Origin of the sequence: Escherichia sp. MOD1-EC5950 (assembly GCF_002965345.1) — a bacterium.
GTDB lineage: Bacteria > Pseudomonadota > Gammaproteobacteria > Enterobacterales > Enterobacteriaceae > Escherichia > Escherichia marmotae.
Map to the genome: position 1 here is coordinate 146,956 of NZ_PTSR01000002.1, position 15,132 is coordinate 162,087.

14 protein-coding genes, 1 other RNA gene and 1 pseudogene are annotated in these 15,132 nt (G+C 48.9%); 10 read left to right on the forward strand and 6 right to left on the reverse strand.

Translation table 11 applies throughout. The features are described 5' to 3' along the window. The first annotated feature begins 83 nt into the window (after nt 1-83). The 7 genes and pseudogenes from ydiK (at nt 84) to BEA93_RS02980 (ending at nt 5,703) form a co-directional block, all read left to right on the forward strand. Nucleotides 84-1,196, forward strand: a complete 1,113-nt coding sequence (gene ydiK / locus BEA93_RS02950) for an AI-2E family transporter YdiK (RefSeq protein ID WP_001516319.1) — start codon at nt 84-86, stop codon at nt 1,194-1,196. Nucleotides 1,197-1,380: 184 nt separating this feature from the next. Continuing rightward, an RNA gene (rprA, locus tag BEA93_RS02955) (antisense sRNA RprA) lies at nt 1,381-1,486 on the forward strand. 135 nt (nt 1,487-1,621) lie between these two features. Further along, on the forward strand, nt 1,622-1,978 hold the full coding sequence (locus BEA93_RS02960; protein WP_000995294.1) for a YdiL family protein: 357 nt from the start codon (nt 1,622-1,624) through the stop codon (nt 1,976-1,978). A 96-nt stretch (nt 1,979-2,074) separates the two neighbouring features. After that, nucleotides 2,075-2,981, forward strand: a pseudogene (locus BEA93_RS02965) (MFS transporter); the annotation flags it as partial. After that, entirely contained in the window at nt 2,961-3,827 is an 867-nt protein-coding gene (gene ydiB, locus BEA93_RS02970; RefSeq protein WP_105224340.1) for a quinate/shikimate dehydrogenase, read from the forward strand. The pseudogene BEA93_RS02965 and the gene ydiB, both read left to right, overlap by 21 nt. A gap of 30 nt (nt 3,828-3,857) precedes the next feature. Then, nucleotides 3,858-4,616: a type I 3-dehydroquinate dehydratase gene (gene aroD, locus BEA93_RS02975; protein WP_085448837.1), complete on the forward strand. Its 759-nt coding sequence runs from the start codon at nt 3,858-3,860 to the stop codon at nt 4,614-4,616. Nucleotides 4,617-4,743: 127 nt separating this feature from the next. After that, a complete protein-coding gene (locus tag BEA93_RS02980) occupies nt 4,744-5,703 on the forward strand; it encodes a CoA-transferase (RefSeq protein ID WP_085448953.1) in 960 nt (319 codons plus the stop codon). Nucleotides 5,704-5,759: 56 nt separating this feature from the next. Here BEA93_RS02980 and ppsA read toward each other — a convergent pair whose 3' ends face one another. Beyond that, complete coding sequence (ppsA, locus tag BEA93_RS02985) at nt 5,760-8,138, reverse strand: phosphoenolpyruvate synthase (RefSeq protein WP_000069391.1); 2,379 nt, start codon at nt 8,136-8,138, stop codon at nt 5,760-5,762. 332 nt (nt 8,139-8,470) lie between these two features. Between ppsA and ppsR the strand changes: the two genes are divergently transcribed. The 3 genes from ppsR to hemP all read left to right on the forward strand — a co-directional run bounded on the left by ppsR (nt 8,471) and on the right by hemP (nt 10,830). Continuing rightward, on the forward strand, nt 8,471-9,304 hold the full coding sequence (ppsR, locus tag BEA93_RS02990; protein ID WP_105224314.1) for a posphoenolpyruvate synthetase regulatory kinase/phosphorylase PpsR: 834 nt from the start codon (nt 8,471-8,473) through the stop codon (nt 9,302-9,304). Between the two features lie 156 nt (nt 9,305-9,460). Next, a complete protein-coding gene (aroH, locus tag BEA93_RS02995; RefSeq protein WP_001082210.1) occupies nt 9,461-10,507 on the forward strand; it encodes a 3-deoxy-7-phosphoheptulonate synthase AroH in 1,047 nt (348 codons plus the stop codon). Nucleotides 10,508-10,638: 131 nt separating this feature from the next. Continuing rightward, nucleotides 10,639-10,830: a hemin uptake protein HemP gene (gene hemP / locus BEA93_RS03000; protein ID WP_001516313.1), complete on the forward strand. Its 192-nt coding sequence runs from the start codon at nt 10,639-10,641 to the stop codon at nt 10,828-10,830. 3 nt (nt 10,831-10,833) lie between these two features. Here hemP and selO read toward each other — a convergent pair whose 3' ends face one another. The 5 genes from selO to btuE form a co-directional block, all read right to left on the reverse strand. Next, a complete protein-coding gene (selO, locus tag BEA93_RS03005; RefSeq protein ID WP_001516312.1) occupies nt 10,834-12,270 on the reverse strand; it encodes a protein adenylyltransferase SelO in 1,437 nt (478 codons plus the stop codon). A gap of 62 nt (nt 12,271-12,332) precedes the next feature. Continuing rightward, nucleotides 12,333-13,046 carry an EAL domain-containing protein gene (locus BEA93_RS03010; protein ID WP_000866247.1) on the reverse strand — a complete coding sequence of 238 codons (714 nt, stop codon included), beginning with the start codon at nt 13,044-13,046 and terminating at the stop codon, nt 12,333-12,335. 243 nt (nt 13,047-13,289) lie between these two features. After that, nucleotides 13,290-13,754: a C40 family peptidase gene (locus BEA93_RS03015; RefSeq protein ID WP_001209789.1), complete on the reverse strand. Its 465-nt coding sequence runs from the start codon at nt 13,752-13,754 to the stop codon at nt 13,290-13,292. 77 nt (nt 13,755-13,831) lie between these two features. Then, nucleotides 13,832-14,581: a vitamin B12 ABC transporter ATP-binding protein BtuD gene (gene btuD / locus BEA93_RS03020; RefSeq protein WP_000029478.1), complete on the reverse strand. Its 750-nt coding sequence runs from the start codon at nt 14,579-14,581 to the stop codon at nt 13,832-13,834. Further along, on the reverse strand, nt 14,581-15,132 hold the full coding sequence (gene btuE / locus BEA93_RS03025; protein WP_105224313.1) for a bifunctional thioredoxin/glutathione peroxidase: 552 nt from the start codon (nt 15,130-15,132) through the stop codon (nt 14,581-14,583). The genes btuD and btuE overlap by 1 nt, the downstream gene beginning before the upstream one ends.

Here is a 15,132-nt window from a genome sequence, read left to right on the forward strand (position 1 = left end):
AAATTGCTCATCATTATGCAGGTGAGTTTCGCGTGTTCACGTCGCGTCGACGATTTGACGCACAAAAAAGGTGAAAAGTAGTTATGGTAAATGTTCGTCAGCCCAGGGATGTCGCACAAATTCTGCTTTCGGTGCTGTTTTTAGCCATCATGATTGTGGCATGTCTGTGGATTGTTCAACCCTTTATTCTCGGCTTTGCATGGGCCGGTACGGTGGTTATCGCCACCTGGCCGGTATTGTTACGTTTGCAAAAAATCATGTTTGGCCGCCGCTCTCTCGCCGTTCTGGTAATGACGCTGTTGTTGGTGATGGTGTTTATCATCCCTATTGCCTTACTGGTTAACAGTATTGTCGATGGCAGCGGTCCGGTAATTAAAGCCATTTCCAGCGGTGACATGACGTTACCCGATTTAGCGTGGCTTAATACCATTCCGGTGATTGGCGCGAAGCTGTATGCAGGCTGGCACAATTTGCTGGATATGGGGGGGACGGCGATCATGGCGAAAGTCCGTCCTTATATTGGCACCACCACCACCTGGTTCGTCGGACAAGCGGCACATATTGGTCGCTTTATGGTGCATTGTGCGCTGATGCTGTTATTCAGCGCCCTGTTGTACTGGCGCGGTGAACAGGTAGCGCAAGGTATTCGCCATTTTGCGACTCGTCTGGCAGGCGCTCGCGGTGATGCCGCTGTACTGCTGGCGGCGCAGGCTATCCGCGCAGTAGCGCTGGGCGTTGTGGTGACTGCGTTAGTACAAGCCGTTCTTGGTGGGATCGGTCTGGCCGTTTCCGGCGTTCCTTACGCCACACTGCTGACGGTATTAATGATCCTCTCCTGCCTTGTCCAGCTTGGTCCGTTGCCGGTGTTGATTCCGGCGATCATCTGGCTTTACTGGACCGGCGATACCACCTGGGGCACGGTATTGTTAGTGTGGAGTGGCGTGGTCGGCACACTGGATAACGTTATTCGCCCGATGTTAATTCGCATGGGGGCAGATTTACCGCTCATCCTCATCCTCTCCGGGGTCATCGGTGGTTTGATTGCCTTCGGTATGATCGGCTTGTTTATTGGTCCGGTACTTCTGGCTGTTTCCTGGCGTCTGTTTGCCGCGTGGGTGGAAGAAGTCCCGCCGCCGACTGACCAGCCGGAGGAAATTATCGAAGAACTGGGCGAAATTGAAAAAACGAATAAGTAAATCTCTCATCAGGCGGCTTTGCCGCCTGATTGTTAATCAGGGCTAATTAATATTTCCTTTTTTTCATTCACCCTCTTGCTTACTGCCATTCAGCAACGCTTACCTGTCGCAAATCCTTTACAGTTTTTAAACTAATGAGACGAATCTGATCGACGCAAAAAGTCCGTATGCCTACTATTAGCTCACGGTTATAAATCAACATATTGATTTATAAGCATGGAATCCCCTGAGTGAAAAACGAATTGCTGTGTGTAGTCTTTGCCCATCTCCCATGATGGGCTTTTTTTTAACACTTTTTCGCCCCAACAACTCGCCTCTCGATATATCCAGGAATATTGCACAAGATACTGTGATTCTCTTCAAGCCGTTAGCTGGCTGATAGTGTTATTTATATTTTATCCTTTTATTCATGCAGCCATTACACAATGAACGCTTATGAACTCCAGGCACTACGCCATATTTTTGCCATGACTATTGATGAATGCGCGACCTGGATTGCCCTGACGGGTGACAGTGAAAGCTGGAAACAGTGGGAAGACGGCAAACGTGCCATTCCTGATCGCGTTGTTGAACAACTGCTGGCTATGCGTCAGCAAAGAAAAAAACATCTTCACGCTATCATAAAGAAAATAAATAACCGCATCGGCAATAATACCATGCGTTCCTTCCCTGACTTAACTGCGTTTCAACGTGTCTACCCTGATGGCAATTTTATTGACTGGAAGATTTATCAATCGGTAGCCGCTGAATTATATGCGCACGACCTTGAGCGTCTTTGTTGATATTTTAACGGGAATCAATAGCCATTATTACAAGAATAATGACCGGATATTGACGCAACATCGCCACACTTTTTAAAGCAAAATTGCTAAGTGGAACTTATGAAAATGCTGTTTTTATTTGGTATTCCTGCCTGCCCGAATTTAACCCTCGCTTACTGTCTGGCTGTGTGCGTCGGTATCGCCAACTCAGCACTGGATACTGGTGGCTACCCCGCGCTGATGGAATGTTTCCCGAAAGCCTCCGGTTCAGCGGTAATTCTGGTTAAAGCGATGATCTCATTCGGGCAAATGTTCTATCCAATGCTGGTGAGTTATATGCTGCTGAATAACATCTGGTACGGCTATGGGTTAATTATCCCAGGCATATTATTTGTACTTATTACATTGATGCTATTGAAAAGCAAATTCCCCAGCCAACGGGTTGATGCTGGCGTTGCCGGAGAATTACCGCAAATGAACAGCAAACCGTTAGTCTGGCTGGAAGGTGTTTCATCGGTAGTGTTCGGTGTCGCGGCATTCTCGACCTTTTATGTGATAGTGGTGTGGATGCCCAAATATGCGATGGCATTTGCCGGTATGTCGGAGGCCGAGGCTTTAAAAACCGTATGGGTTCGCTGGTCTGTGTCTTTATCTTTGCTGCGCTACTGAAAAAATGGTACGCCCCATCTGGGCTAATGTTTTTAGCTCTGCGCTGGCAACGATCACTGCCGCCATTATCTATCTCTACCCTTCTCCGCTGGTGTGTAATGCCGGAGCCTTTGTTATCGGTTTCTCTGCTGCTGGCGGTATTTTACAGCTCGGTATTTCGGTCATGTCAGAGTTCTTCCCAAAAAGCAAAGCCAAAGTCACCAGTATTTATATGATGATGGGGGGATTGGCTAACTTTGTTATTCCACTGATTACCGGTTATCTGTCGAATATCGGCCTGCAATATATCATCGTTCTCGATTTCACTTTTGCTCTGCTGGCTCTGGTGTTAATTATGGATGTTACGGCTAAATATGAATTAATTGGGCTGATGGCTTATCCTATCCGCCATAGCTTATCGCCTGAAATGCAGAATAAAGCCTTAGAAAAAGCGGGATTGCCATTTACCTATATGGCCTTTGAGGTGGATAACGACAGCTTTGCCGGTGCAATTGAAGGATTAAAAGCCTTGAAAATGCGCGGAACCGGTGTGTCGATGCCAAACAAACAACTGGCGTGTGAATATGTTGATGAATTAACGCCAGCGGCAAAACTGGTGGGGACGATCAATACCATCGTCAATGATGACGGCTACCTGCGCGGCTATAACACTGACGGCACGGGTCATATTCGCGCTATTAAAGAGAGCGGTTTTGATATCAAAGGCAAAACTATGGTGCTTTTAGGTGCCGGTGGTGCATCAACGGCAATTGGCGCTCAGGGTGCAATTGAAGGTTTAAAAGAAATTAAACGCTTTAACCGTCGGGATGAGTTTTTCGATAAAGCCCTCGCCTTCGCGCAACGGGTTAATGAAAACACCGATTGTGTCGTAACAGTCACCGATCTTGCCGACCAGCAAGCCTTTGCTGAAGCGCTGGCTTCTGCCGACATTTTAACCAACGGCACAAAAGTAGGAATGAAACCCCTTAAGAATGAGTCTTTAGTTAATGATATCAGTTTGTTACATCCAGGACTTCTGGTCACTGAATGCGTGTATAACCCGCATATGACGAAGTTATTACAGCAGGCGCAACAAGCAGGTTGCAAAACGATTGATGGATACGGCATGTTGTTGTGGCAAGGGGCTGAACAGTTCACGTTATGGACTGGCAAAGATTTCCCTCTGGAATACGTTAAACAGGTCATGGGGTTCGACGCCTGACAGGCTGACCGCGTGCAGAAAGGGTAAAAAATGAAAACCGTAACCGTAAAAGATCTCGTCATTGGCACGGGCGTACCAAAAATCATCGTCTCGCTGATGGCGAAAGATATCGCCAGCGTGAAATCTGAAGCTCTCATCTATCGTGAAGCGGACTTTGATATTCTGGAATGGCGCGTGGATCACTTTGCCGACCTCTCCTGTGTAGAGTCGGTCATGGCAGCGGCAAAAGCTATCCGTGAGATAATGCCGGAAAAACCACTGCTGTTTACCTTCCGCAGCGCCAAAGAAGGCGGTGAGCAGGCACTTTCGACAGAAGCGTATATTGCGCTCAATCGCGCAGCCATCGACAGTGGTCTGGTCGATATGATCGATCTGGAGTTATTTACCGGCGATGATCAGGTTAAAGAAACCATCGCCTACGCTCACGCGCATGATGTGAAGGTTGTCATGTCCAATCATGATTTCCATAAAACGCCAGAGGCCAAAGAAATCATCGCCCGTCTGCGCAAAATGCAGTCCTTCGACGCCGATATTCCCAAAATTGCACTGATGCCACAAAGCACCAGCGATGTGCTGACATTACTTGCCGCGACCCTGGAGATGCAGGAACAGTATGCCGATCGTCCAATCATTACGATGTCGATGGCAAAAACTGGCGTAATTTCTCGTCTGGCCGGTGAAGTATTTGGTTCGGCGGCAACCTTTGGCGCAGTAAAAAAAGCCTCTGCGCCGGGGCAAATATCGGTGAATGATTTACGCACAGTATTAACTATTTTGCATCAGGCATAATAAATAACGCTCCGGCGGGAACTTCCTTACCCGCCGAAATAAAAGTAAGTATTTTAAGAGTATTTAATAAAAATATTCCGTGAATATCTGCGCGCTATTTTTCTGGCTGACGCAGGGAAATTCACACCTGAATCAGGAAAAAAATAATGAAACCTGTAAACCATCTCGTATTAATGGACGAGTGCCGATCCTGTCGGCACAGGAAGCAGTAAATTATATCCCCGACGAAGCAAGGCTTTGTATATTAGGCGCTGGCGGCGGTATTCTGGAGGCCACCACATTAATTACCGTTCTTGCTGATAAATATAAGCAGACCCAGACACCGCGTAATTTATCAATTATTAGCCCTACAGGGCTTGGCGATCGCGGTATTAGTCCGCTGGCGCAAGAAGGTCTTGTGAAATGGGCATTATGCGGACACTGGGGACAATCGCCGCGTATTTCTGACCTTGCAGAACAAAATAAAATTGTTGCCTATAACTATCCACAAGGTGTGCTCACCCAAACATTGCGCGCCGCCGCTACCCACCAGCCGGGGATTATTAGCGATATTGGTATCGGCACATTTGTCGACCCTCGCCAACAAGGCGGAAAACTTAAGGAAGTGACCAACGAAGACCTGATTAAAATGGTCGAGTTTGATAATAAAGAATATCTCTATTACAAAGCGATTGCGCCGAATATCGCCTTTATTCGCGCCACCACCTGCGACAGCGAAGGCTATGCCACCTTTGAAGATGAAGTGATGTATCTCGACGCATTGGTTATTACCCAGGCGGTGCACAATAACGGCGGTATCGTGATGATGCAGGTGCAGAAGATGGTTAAGAAAGCCACGCTGCATCCCAAATCTGTCCGTATTCCGGGTTATCTGGTGGATATCGTTGTTGTCGATCCCGATCAAACTCAGCTTTATGGCGGCGCACCGGTTAATCGCTTTATTTCTGGTGACTTCACGCTTGATGACAGCACCAAACTTAGCCTGCCCCTTAACCAACGTAAACCATCCGGTAAAATACAAAAGTTTTTGTTAAGGAAAGATATTATTCAGCGATTAACCCAGCGTTATTGCGAAATCATGGAATAAGTTTCGTATGCGGAAATAGCGTAAGCCCGGCGACAGGACGCCGCCGGGTATTTATTTTACTTTTTCAGTTCAGCCAGACTTAACCATGTTTGCACCACGGTATCCGGGTTCAGGGACAAGCTATCGATCCCTTCCTCCATCAACCATGCAGCAAAGTCCTCGTGGTCAGACGGGCCCTGACCGCAAATCCCGACATATTTGCCCTGTTTCTTCGCGGCACGGATCGCCATTGATAACAGTGCTTTCACGGCGTCATTGCGCTCATCGAACAGTTCAGAAACTACGCCGGAGTCACGATCCAGACCGAGCGCCAACTGTGTCATATCGTTTGAGCCGATAGAAAAACCATCGAAATATTCGAGGAACTGTTCAGCGAGCAAGGCGTTGGACGGAATTTCACACATCATGATGATCTTCAGCCCGTTCTCACCACGTTTCAGCCCCTGACGCGCCAGTTCTTCAACAACCGCTTTCGCCTGCTCAACGGTACGCACGAACGGGATCATGATCTCAACGTTGGTTAACCCCATGTCGTTGCGCACACGTTTCACCGCTTCACACTCCAGCGCGAAGCAGTCGCGGAAACTTTCGGAAACGTAGCGCCCCGCGCCACGGAAGCCAAGCATCGGGTTCTCTTCATGCGGCTCGTAACGCTCGCCGCCCACCAGGTTGGCGTATTCGTTAGATTTAAAGTCCGAGAGACGAACAATGACGCGCTTCGGATAAAACGCAGCGCCCAGCGTCGCGATCCCTTCGGTCAGACGACCAACATAAAATTCACGCGGAGAATCAAAACCTTTCATCATCTCGCGGATTTCGTTTTGCAACTGCGGTTCCTGGTCGTCAAACTCGAGCAGTGCGCGCGGGTGAACGCCAATCATGCGGTTGATGATAAATTCCAGACGCGCCAGACCCACGCCTTCGTTTGGCAGGCAGGCGAAGTCAAACGCACGATCCGGGTTACCGACGTTCATCATCACTTTCAGCGGCAGATCCGGCATGGTTTCCACGCTGGAGCTTTTCACGCTGAATTCCAGCAGTTCGGCATAAACGTAACCGGTGTCGCCTTCGGCACAGGAAACGGTAACCTTCTCACCGTCTTTCATCCGTTCGGTTGCATCACCACAGCCGACTACCGCCGGAATACCCAGTTCACGAGCGATGATCGCCGCGTGACAGGTACGCCCACCACGGTTAGTGACGATGGCCGACGCTTTCTTCATGATCGGTTCCCAGTCCGGGTCGGTCATGTCGGTGACCAGCACATCACCTGGTTCGATGCGGTTCATTTCGCTGATGTCATGAATGACTTTCACCGGGCCTGCGCCAATGCGATGGCCGATAGCACGGCCTTCTGCGATAATCTTGCCCTGTGAATGCAGGGTATAACGTTCCGTGACCTGGCCGCGTGAACGCACGGTTTCTGGACGCGCCTGCACAATGAACAATTTGCCGGTGTGACCATCTTTTGCCCACTCAATGTCCATCGGGCGACCGTAGTGTTTCTCAATTTGTACGGCCTGTTTTGCCAGTTCCTGCACTTCTTCGTTGGTCAGCGAGAAGATGTCACGCTGTTCCTGTGGCACATCTTCAATTTTAACCTGTTTGCCATGTTCCTGAGTCGGCGCGTAGACCATGCGGATTTTTTTCGATCCCATCGTGCGGCGCACGATAGCCGGACGATTCGCCGCCAGCGTCGGTTTATGCACGTAAAATTCATCCGGATTAACCGCGCCCTGCACCACCATTTCACCGAGGCCCCATGCGGAAGTGATAAACACCACCTGGTCGAAACCGGATTCGGTATCAATGGAGAACATCACGCCAGAGGATGCGAGGTCGGAACGCACCATCCGCTGAACACCGGCGGAGAGCGCCACGCCACGGTGATCGTACCCCTGGTGAACGCGATAAGAGATAGCGCGATCATTAAACAGGGACGCAAAGACATGTTTCACAGCTACGAGGACGGCGTCAAACCCCTGAACGTTAAGGAAAGTTTCCTGCTGACCGGCAAAGGAGGCATCCGGCATGTCTTCTGCGGTGGCGGAGGAACGCACTGCAAAAGAGGCGTTTTCGTCATCGGCAGAAAGCTGGGCATAGGCTTCGCGGATGGCATTTTCCAGCTCAGGCTGGAAGGGAGTGTCGATAATCCACTGGCGGATTTGCGCGCCCGCTTTCGCAAGCTGGGTAACATCGTCAATATCCGTTTTATCCAGCAGTTCATAAATGCGCTGGTTTACGCCGCTTTGATCCAGAAACTGGTTAAACGCATCGGCGGTTGTGGCAAAACCATTCGGAACGGAAACACCCATTCCGGAAAGGTTAGTAATCATTTCACCCAGGGAGGCATTTTTGCCCCCAACCCTGTCTACATCATTCATGCCGAGTTGGTTATACCAAAGCACCAGCGGTGACGAGCCATTGTTGGACATCGAACAATCCTTTTGTGATAAATGAACGGTTTGAGAAACACATTTCTGCGCATTTATCTTTGCATATTTAACCGGATGAAAAAAACGGTGAATCGTTCAAGCAAATATATTTTTTTGCTTTTTAAGACTGCTCCCAGCGTTGCGCAAATCCACTATCTTCGATAATTCCCACATAAACCATCGGTATAAACGAAACCATAAAAATGAAATGCTATTTTCATAAAAAATAAAATTGAAGGTTCATTTTATAAACCAGTCATAACGTTCTACGCTTCTGTGCATTTTTAATTTATGCTTTCATAGAATTATGTCTGCATCTCGGGAAGAACAAAATGGATAATGCTGTTGATCGCCACGTTTTTTATATTTCTGATGGTACGGCAATTACTGCGGAGGTATTAGGTCACGCAGTCATGTCGCAATTTCCCGTTACTATCAGCAGCATTACGCTGCCGTTTGTCGAAAATGAGAGCCGTGCACGGGCGGTGAAAGATCAGATCGACGCGATTTACCAGCAGACGGGCGTGCGCCCGCTGGTCTTTTACTCCATTGTGTTACCGGAGATTCGCAACATCATTTTGCAAAGCGAAGGGTTTTGTCAGGATATTGTTCAGGCGCTGGTTGCTCCGCTACAACAAGAGATGAAGCTGGACCCGACACCAATTGCTCACCGTACCCACGGCCTGAACCCTAATAATCTTAATAAATATGATGCGCGCATTGCGGCGATTGATTACACCCTCGCCCATGATGACGGCATTTCGTTGCGCAATCTGGATCAGGCGCAAGTGATCCTGCTCGGCGTCTCTCGCTGTGGTAAAACACCTACCAGCCTTTACCTCGCGATGCAGTTTGGCATTCGCGCAGCAAACTACCCCTTTATTGCCGATGATATGGACAACCTGGTCCTGCCTGCGTCGCTCAAACCACTTCAGCATAAGTTGTTCGGCCTGACTATTGACCCGGAGCGGCTGGCAGCCATTCGCGAAGAACGTAGAGAGAACAGCCGCTATGCCTCGTTGCGTCAGTGCCGGATGGAAGTCGCAGAAGTGGAAGCGTTGTACCGTAAAAATCAGATCCCGTGGCTCAACAGTACCAATTATTCGGTAGAAGAGATTGCCACCAAAATCCTTGATATCATGGGACTTAGTCGGAGAATGTACTAGAAAACTAGTATAGAAGTTCGTTTTTTTGTTACTATGCCGTCAATTGCGCGAGGTGTTGCCTGCCTCGCACTTGAAATCAGCAGGGATTGGTTTATCGTGATGCGCATCACTTCCTGGCAACCCTGCCGTTGAAGCAACAAATTTCTGAGACTTGTAATGAACAGAACTGACGAACTCCGTACTGCGCGTATCGAGAGTCTGGTAACGCCCGCTGAACTCGCGCTGCGGTATCCCGTAACGCCTGGCGTTGCCAGCCATGTAATTGATTCCCGGCGTAGAATTGAAAAAATATTGAATGGTGAAGACAAGCGACTGTTGGTCGTTATTGGTCCCTGTTCGATCCACGATCTTACCGCTGCAATGGAGTACGCCACCCGTCTGCAGGCGCTGCGTAATCAGTACCAGTCACGGCTGGAAATCGTAATGCGCACTTATTTTGAAAAACCGCGCACCGTTGTCGGCTGGAAAGGATTAATTTCCGACCCGGATTTAAACGGCAGCTATCGCGTAAATCACGGCCTCGAACTGGCGCGCAAGTTACTGTTGCAGGTGAATGAACTGGGTGTGCCCACTGCCACTGAGTTTCTCGATATGGTGACCGGTCAGTTTATTGCCGATCTGATTAGCTGGGGGGCGATTGGCGCACGCACAACCGAAAGCCAGATCCACCGTGAAATGGCTTCAGCTCTCTCCTGCCCGGTAGGTTTTAAAAATGGCACTGATGGCAACACGCGGATTGCCGTAGATGCAATCCGTGCTGCCCGCGCCAGCCATATGTTCCTCTCGCCAGACAAAAACGGCCAGATGACCATTTACCAGACCAGCGGCAACCCGTATGGCCACATTATTATGCGTGGCGGCAAAAAACCGAATTACCATGCCGATGATATCGCCGCCGCCTGCGATACATTGCACGAGTTTGATTTACCAGAACATCTGGTGGTGGATTTCAGCCACGGCAATTGCCAAAAGCAGCATCGTCGCCAGTTAGAAGTCTGTGAAGATATTTGTCAGCAAATCCGCAATGGCTCTACGGCGATTGCCGGCATTATGGCGGAAAGTTTCCTGCGCGAAGGTACGCAAAAAATTGTCAGCGGTCAGCCGCTCACCTATGGCCAATCCATTACCGACCCGTGTTTAGGCTGGGAAGATACCGAACACCTGATCGAAAAACTCGCCTCTGCGGTAGATACCCGCTTCTGAATGCGTGCCCATTCCGTCGGGAATGGGCATTTCTGCTCAACCTGTTGTCTTCTCAACGAATTATTACTTGCCCTGACGCAATATTATATTGATAATAAGAATCATTGTTATATCAATTATTATTAATTTTTATGAGCTATACGGATAGCAGCAGACTCACGCCTAAAACGGATGCAAATCAGAAGGCTCCTTCTCCACAGCCCATTCGGCGGATTGCCAGCCAGACACTGCTAGGTCCGGATGGCAAGCTCATCATTGATCATGACGGACAAGAATATCTGCTACGTAAAACACAGGCAGGCAAACTGTTGCTGACCAAGTAGCGTTTAACTTGAACAACTGACTTCCAGCCGTTTGCCCCAGTCCGGTGGACGGCTGACATAATCATCATCTCTGTCGCTGAAAGGATTTCGCAACGCCTCATGCAGGCGATGTAACTCCGTCATATCGCCTTGTTCTGCCGCCTCGATGGCCCGTTGTGCCAGCCAGTTACGCAACACCAGCGCCGGATTGACGCTCTGCATAAGTTGCTGACGTTCGCTGTCGGTGACTTCATCTTGCTGCAAACGCGCCCGATAACGCGCAAACCAGTTATCAAACGCCGCACGATCAATAAATTCATCACGCAGTGGTGATGCCGCGCTGTGCTGCCCGGTCAGACTCAACATGCGGAATGTGCGGGTATAATCGCTGCGCTCTCGCGCCATCAGGCTGAATAATTCACTCAGCAAAACGTTATCCTCTTTTTGCTCCGTCATGAAGCCCAGTTTTCGGCGCATCCGTTGCCCATATTGGCTCAACAAAACCTGCTGATAGCTGTCCAGTGCCTCATTCAACGCATCCACAGAAATAAATGGCGATAATGTCTGTGCCAGACGCTGTAAATTCCACAACGCGACGGCAGGTTGATTATCAAAACTGTAACGCCCTTGATGATCCGAGTGATTACAGATAAAGCCCGGTTCGTAATCATCAAGAAAACCAAACGGTCCGTAATCGAGCGTCAATCCGAGAATTGACATATTGTCAGTGTTCATCACGCCATGTGCAAAGCCGACTGTCTGCCAGTTAGCAATTAACGACGCGGTACGTGCAACAACATCGGTAAACCAGAGACGGTATTTGTTCTCATCATCCTGAAGGTGCGGCCAGTAATGACGAATGGCAAAATCAGCCAACTGGCGAACTTTTTCCGGCTCGCGGCGATAATAAAAGTGCTCGAAGTGGCCAAATCGTAAGTGACTGCGCGCCACACGCATCAGCATCGCGCCCGATTCCACCGTTTCCCGATAAACCGGCGTATCGCTGGTGACAATACTTAAAGCGCGCGTCGTTGGAATGCCCAGGTAATGCATCGCCTCGCTGGCGAGGCTTTCGCGAATCGTAGAGCGTAATACCGCCCGTCCATCGCCCATTCGCGAATAAGGCGTCAGCCCCGCACCTTTCAAATGCCAGTCCATTGTGGTGCCATCGGCAAGCTGTTGCTCACCAAGTAGAATGCCGCGCCCGTCACCCAACTGGCCCGCCCAGACGCCAAACTGATGACCACTGTAGACCTGCGCCAGTGGTGACATGCCCGGTAGTAATGTTTCTCCTCCCCAGACGCCCGCGCCACTTTCAAACAGCGACGATGGAATACCCAGCGTATTAGCCAGTTCGGCGTTATACCAGATCAGCCGGGCATTATTTAAAGGCGTGGGGGAAAGTGATGTATAAGTTGCAGGTAATTCATCACGCCAGCGAGTAATAAAAGACAGGGTCATAGATCCTCCTGTCTGATAGTGTAGACGGTAACCCTCGTCTTAAACACCAGCAAACAAAGGGGTTATCGCTGAACCAGAGTTGTTACCTTGCTTACGGGAACGGCTGGCCATAAGCTTCCTTGTAGGGCATGGAAACCATACGGCGTTATTTTCGCCAACATTCCTGAGGTATCAATACCCGCCGCAATGATATAGTTGCAACAGGGTGATATTTGCGCATGAATAGCACGAATAAATGGCGCGAAGGATGTATTAGCTATTTGTTGCTGAACAAAGCCTTTATCCAACATAACTCGGGTGAAAAGACCATCAAATATCGCTTTCATGGTACTGTTTCCCGCACCTAAATTTCCCAATACCAATGGAAAAATTTGCGATAAGTGCAAAAGGTTGTAATTATCTTTCCCCTCATTAAGCTGTGGATAATTTTCATTAATCCGCAATTCAACAAAGGGGATTTTTAATAGTTGGGCTGCGTAATTATTATCAATTAATAATAACCTTGCCACTTGCGGTGTCAAATTAACCCATGCAAAGAGTTTGTGTCGAATAAAAAAATGTTGGCATGATTTAAGTAATTCCAACTGCTCGACAAATAACTGCCAATGCTGCTCCTCGGAAAGTTGCGCCATAACCCGCGTCGTTGGGATGCGAACCGTACCGTCTTCACTGGAGAAATGGGTTATTAATTCAATCCCAACAAGATTTTGCTGACTATCTCTTATCGGCAGAAAATAGCAATCAGAATGATAAACATTCTCCAGTAGAACCTTCATGGTAACCACCCTTCTCCAGGAAGGTTTTTGCAATTCCGGCTAAAAAAGATGAGACCATAAGGCATAAAAAATACAGATCGGATAACTTTCATTTTTTCCTTGTTAACCACTTTTTCAGGGGTCCCTTTTAAGATTATCCTAATTATAAACGAATATTCCATTTACGGAATTTTTGTCTGAAAAATACTACTTTATTCAGAAGTAAAAGGACGGCGATGTATCATCACCGTCCTTTTTGACATACTAGATCCGTCTTGCTTGCCAGAAATTTTTCTGCCAGTAGACATTATCAAGGGAAGAGCGCATCACCCCTTTGCTGGTAGAAGCATGAATAAATTGGTTGTTGGTATCATAAATACCCACATGTAAACCATTTTGCCCGGAGCCAGTTTTGAAAAAAACCAGATCGCCTGGCAGCAACTCTTCTTTATCAATTTGAGTACCGATAGAGGCCTGCTGCTTTGTTTCACGCGGCAACTGCAAATCGAAACGATCGCGCATCGTTACGACCACAAAGCCTGAGCAGTCCACCCCACGACGACTCATGCCGCCATAACGATAAGGTGTGCCATGCCAGCTTTGTAGTTGATCGTTCAAACCGGCAATGACGGTAATAGAGTCAGAAAGTCTGGCATTTGGCGGCGGCGCTTTGTGATGGCTACACCCAACCAGAAACAGTGCTGTGATTAAAATAAGGCAGAAACGCATTCCGTACGAATCCTCTGTTTTTTATTCTTGCATTAATTTAGCGTCGAAATTACCCGATTTTCAAGATGCTATTGCTATCAGGCAGTCGAAATCAGCATTCTGTGTCCTTCAATGTCCAGACGGCGGAAATTCATCCCGTAAGCCTGGGCCAGGTTCGGCGGCGTCAAAACTTCATCCCGGCGTCCACTGGCTAACAGTTTCCCTTGTTTAAGTAACCAGGCCCGATGCGCGTGACGCAATGTGTGATTGAGATCGTGACTGCTCATCACTATCGCCAGTCCTTGCTGGCACAGCGCGCTCAGAATTTTGTCTAACGCACTTTGCTGGGCAACATCAAGGCTGTTCATGGGTTCATCGAGAAGCAGCAATTGACCATCAGGATTGGCTTGCGGCGTGATTTGCAGTACCACCGCAGCAAGACGCACTCGTTGCCATTCACCGCCGGAAAGTTGATTCGTGTTACGTCCGAGCTTGTCATCAAGGGCCAGCGCCCCGGCAACATCATTTAGCAGGTCAGTACGCGTTTTATCATGCTGATGCATGGTCAGGTAATGCCATACCGGCATAGCAAATGGCGGCGTTTGTTGCTGCGAAAGGTAAGCACGATGCAGCGCGAGCTTCGCCGCGGACCATGCTTCCAGTGGCTGGCCAGCAAACTGAATGTTTCCCATACCGCTGGTCATTCCGGCCATCCGCGCCAGCAACGTACTCTTGCCTGCGCCGTTCGGCCCCACCAGATGCAGGATCTCCCCTGCCCGGACTTCGCCAGAAAGCGGCCCCAGGCGGGTTGATTCCGCAACATCCTGTAACTGCATCACAATAGACATTATTTCGCCAACGCCAGTTTAATGCTTTCCATCACAATAGGATCTTCCGGCGTCATATCCGGGGAAAAACGCTGGATAACCTTACCATCCCTGCCCACTAAGAATTTTTCAAAATTCCATAAAATATCATCAGGATACAGTGGTGCCCACCCCTTACTGGCCAGGCGCGTATAGAATCCGCTTTCTTCCGGCGCAACGGCGGTCGGCGCTGCGGCAATCAATTTTTGGTACAGCGGATGACGACCTTCGCCATTAACTTCAACCTTACTGAACATCGGGAACGTCACACCCCAGGTCGTTGTACAGTAAGTTTTAATTTCTTCATCGCTGCCCGGCTCTTGCTCAAGAAACTGGTTGCACGGAAATCCCAATACTATAAAACCACGATCGGCCCAAGCTTTCTGAATGTTCTCTAACTGTTCATATTGCGGCGTTAAGCCACACTTTGAGGCGACATTGACAATCAGTAGCACATTACCGGCATATTTCTCCAGCGTGGTCACTTCACCGTCAATCGTCTTCACTACGGTGGTCAGTATGGAATCTTGCAT

What these genes read in the sequence shown, in the direction of transcription:
- ydiK (WP_001516319.1), top strand. Translation starts at nt 84, where the DNA reads ATGGTAAATGTTCGTCAGCCCAGGGATGTCGCACAAATTCTGCTTTCG.
- BEA93_RS02960 (WP_000995294.1), top strand. Translation starts at nt 1,622, where the DNA reads ATGAACGCTTATGAACTCCAGGCACTACGCCATATTTTTGCCATGACT.
- ydiB (WP_105224340.1), top strand. Translation starts at nt 2,961, where the DNA reads ATGGATGTTACGGCTAAATATGAATTAATTGGGCTGATGGCTTATCCT.
- aroD (WP_085448837.1), top strand. Translation starts at nt 3,858, where the DNA reads ATGAAAACCGTAACCGTAAAAGATCTCGTCATTGGCACGGGCGTACCA.
- ppsA (WP_000069391.1), bottom strand. Translation starts at nt 8,138, where the DNA reads ATGTCCAACAATGGCTCGTCACCGCTGGTGCTTTGGTATAACCAACTC.
- ppsR (WP_105224314.1), top strand. Translation starts at nt 8,471, where the DNA reads ATGGATAATGCTGTTGATCGCCACGTTTTTTATATTTCTGATGGTACG.
- aroH (WP_001082210.1), top strand. Translation starts at nt 9,461, where the DNA reads ATGAACAGAACTGACGAACTCCGTACTGCGCGTATCGAGAGTCTGGTA.
- hemP (WP_001516313.1), top strand. Translation starts at nt 10,639, where the DNA reads ATGAGCTATACGGATAGCAGCAGACTCACGCCTAAAACGGATGCAAAT.
- selO (WP_001516312.1), bottom strand. Translation starts at nt 12,270, where the DNA reads ATGACCCTGTCTTTTATTACTCGCTGGCGTGATGAATTACCTGCAACT.
- BEA93_RS03010 (WP_000866247.1), bottom strand. Translation starts at nt 13,046, where the DNA reads ATGAAGGTTCTACTGGAGAATGTTTATCATTCTGATTGCTATTTTCTG.
- BEA93_RS03015 (WP_001209789.1), bottom strand. Translation starts at nt 13,754, where the DNA reads ATGCGTTTCTGCCTTATTTTAATCACAGCACTGTTTCTGGTTGGGTGT.
- btuD (WP_000029478.1), bottom strand. Translation starts at nt 14,581, where the DNA reads ATGTCTATTGTGATGCAGTTACAGGATGTTGCGGAATCAACCCGCCTG.
- btuE (WP_105224313.1), bottom strand. Translation starts at nt 15,132, where the DNA reads ATGCAAGATTCCATACTGACCACCGTAGTGAAGACGATTGACGGTGAA.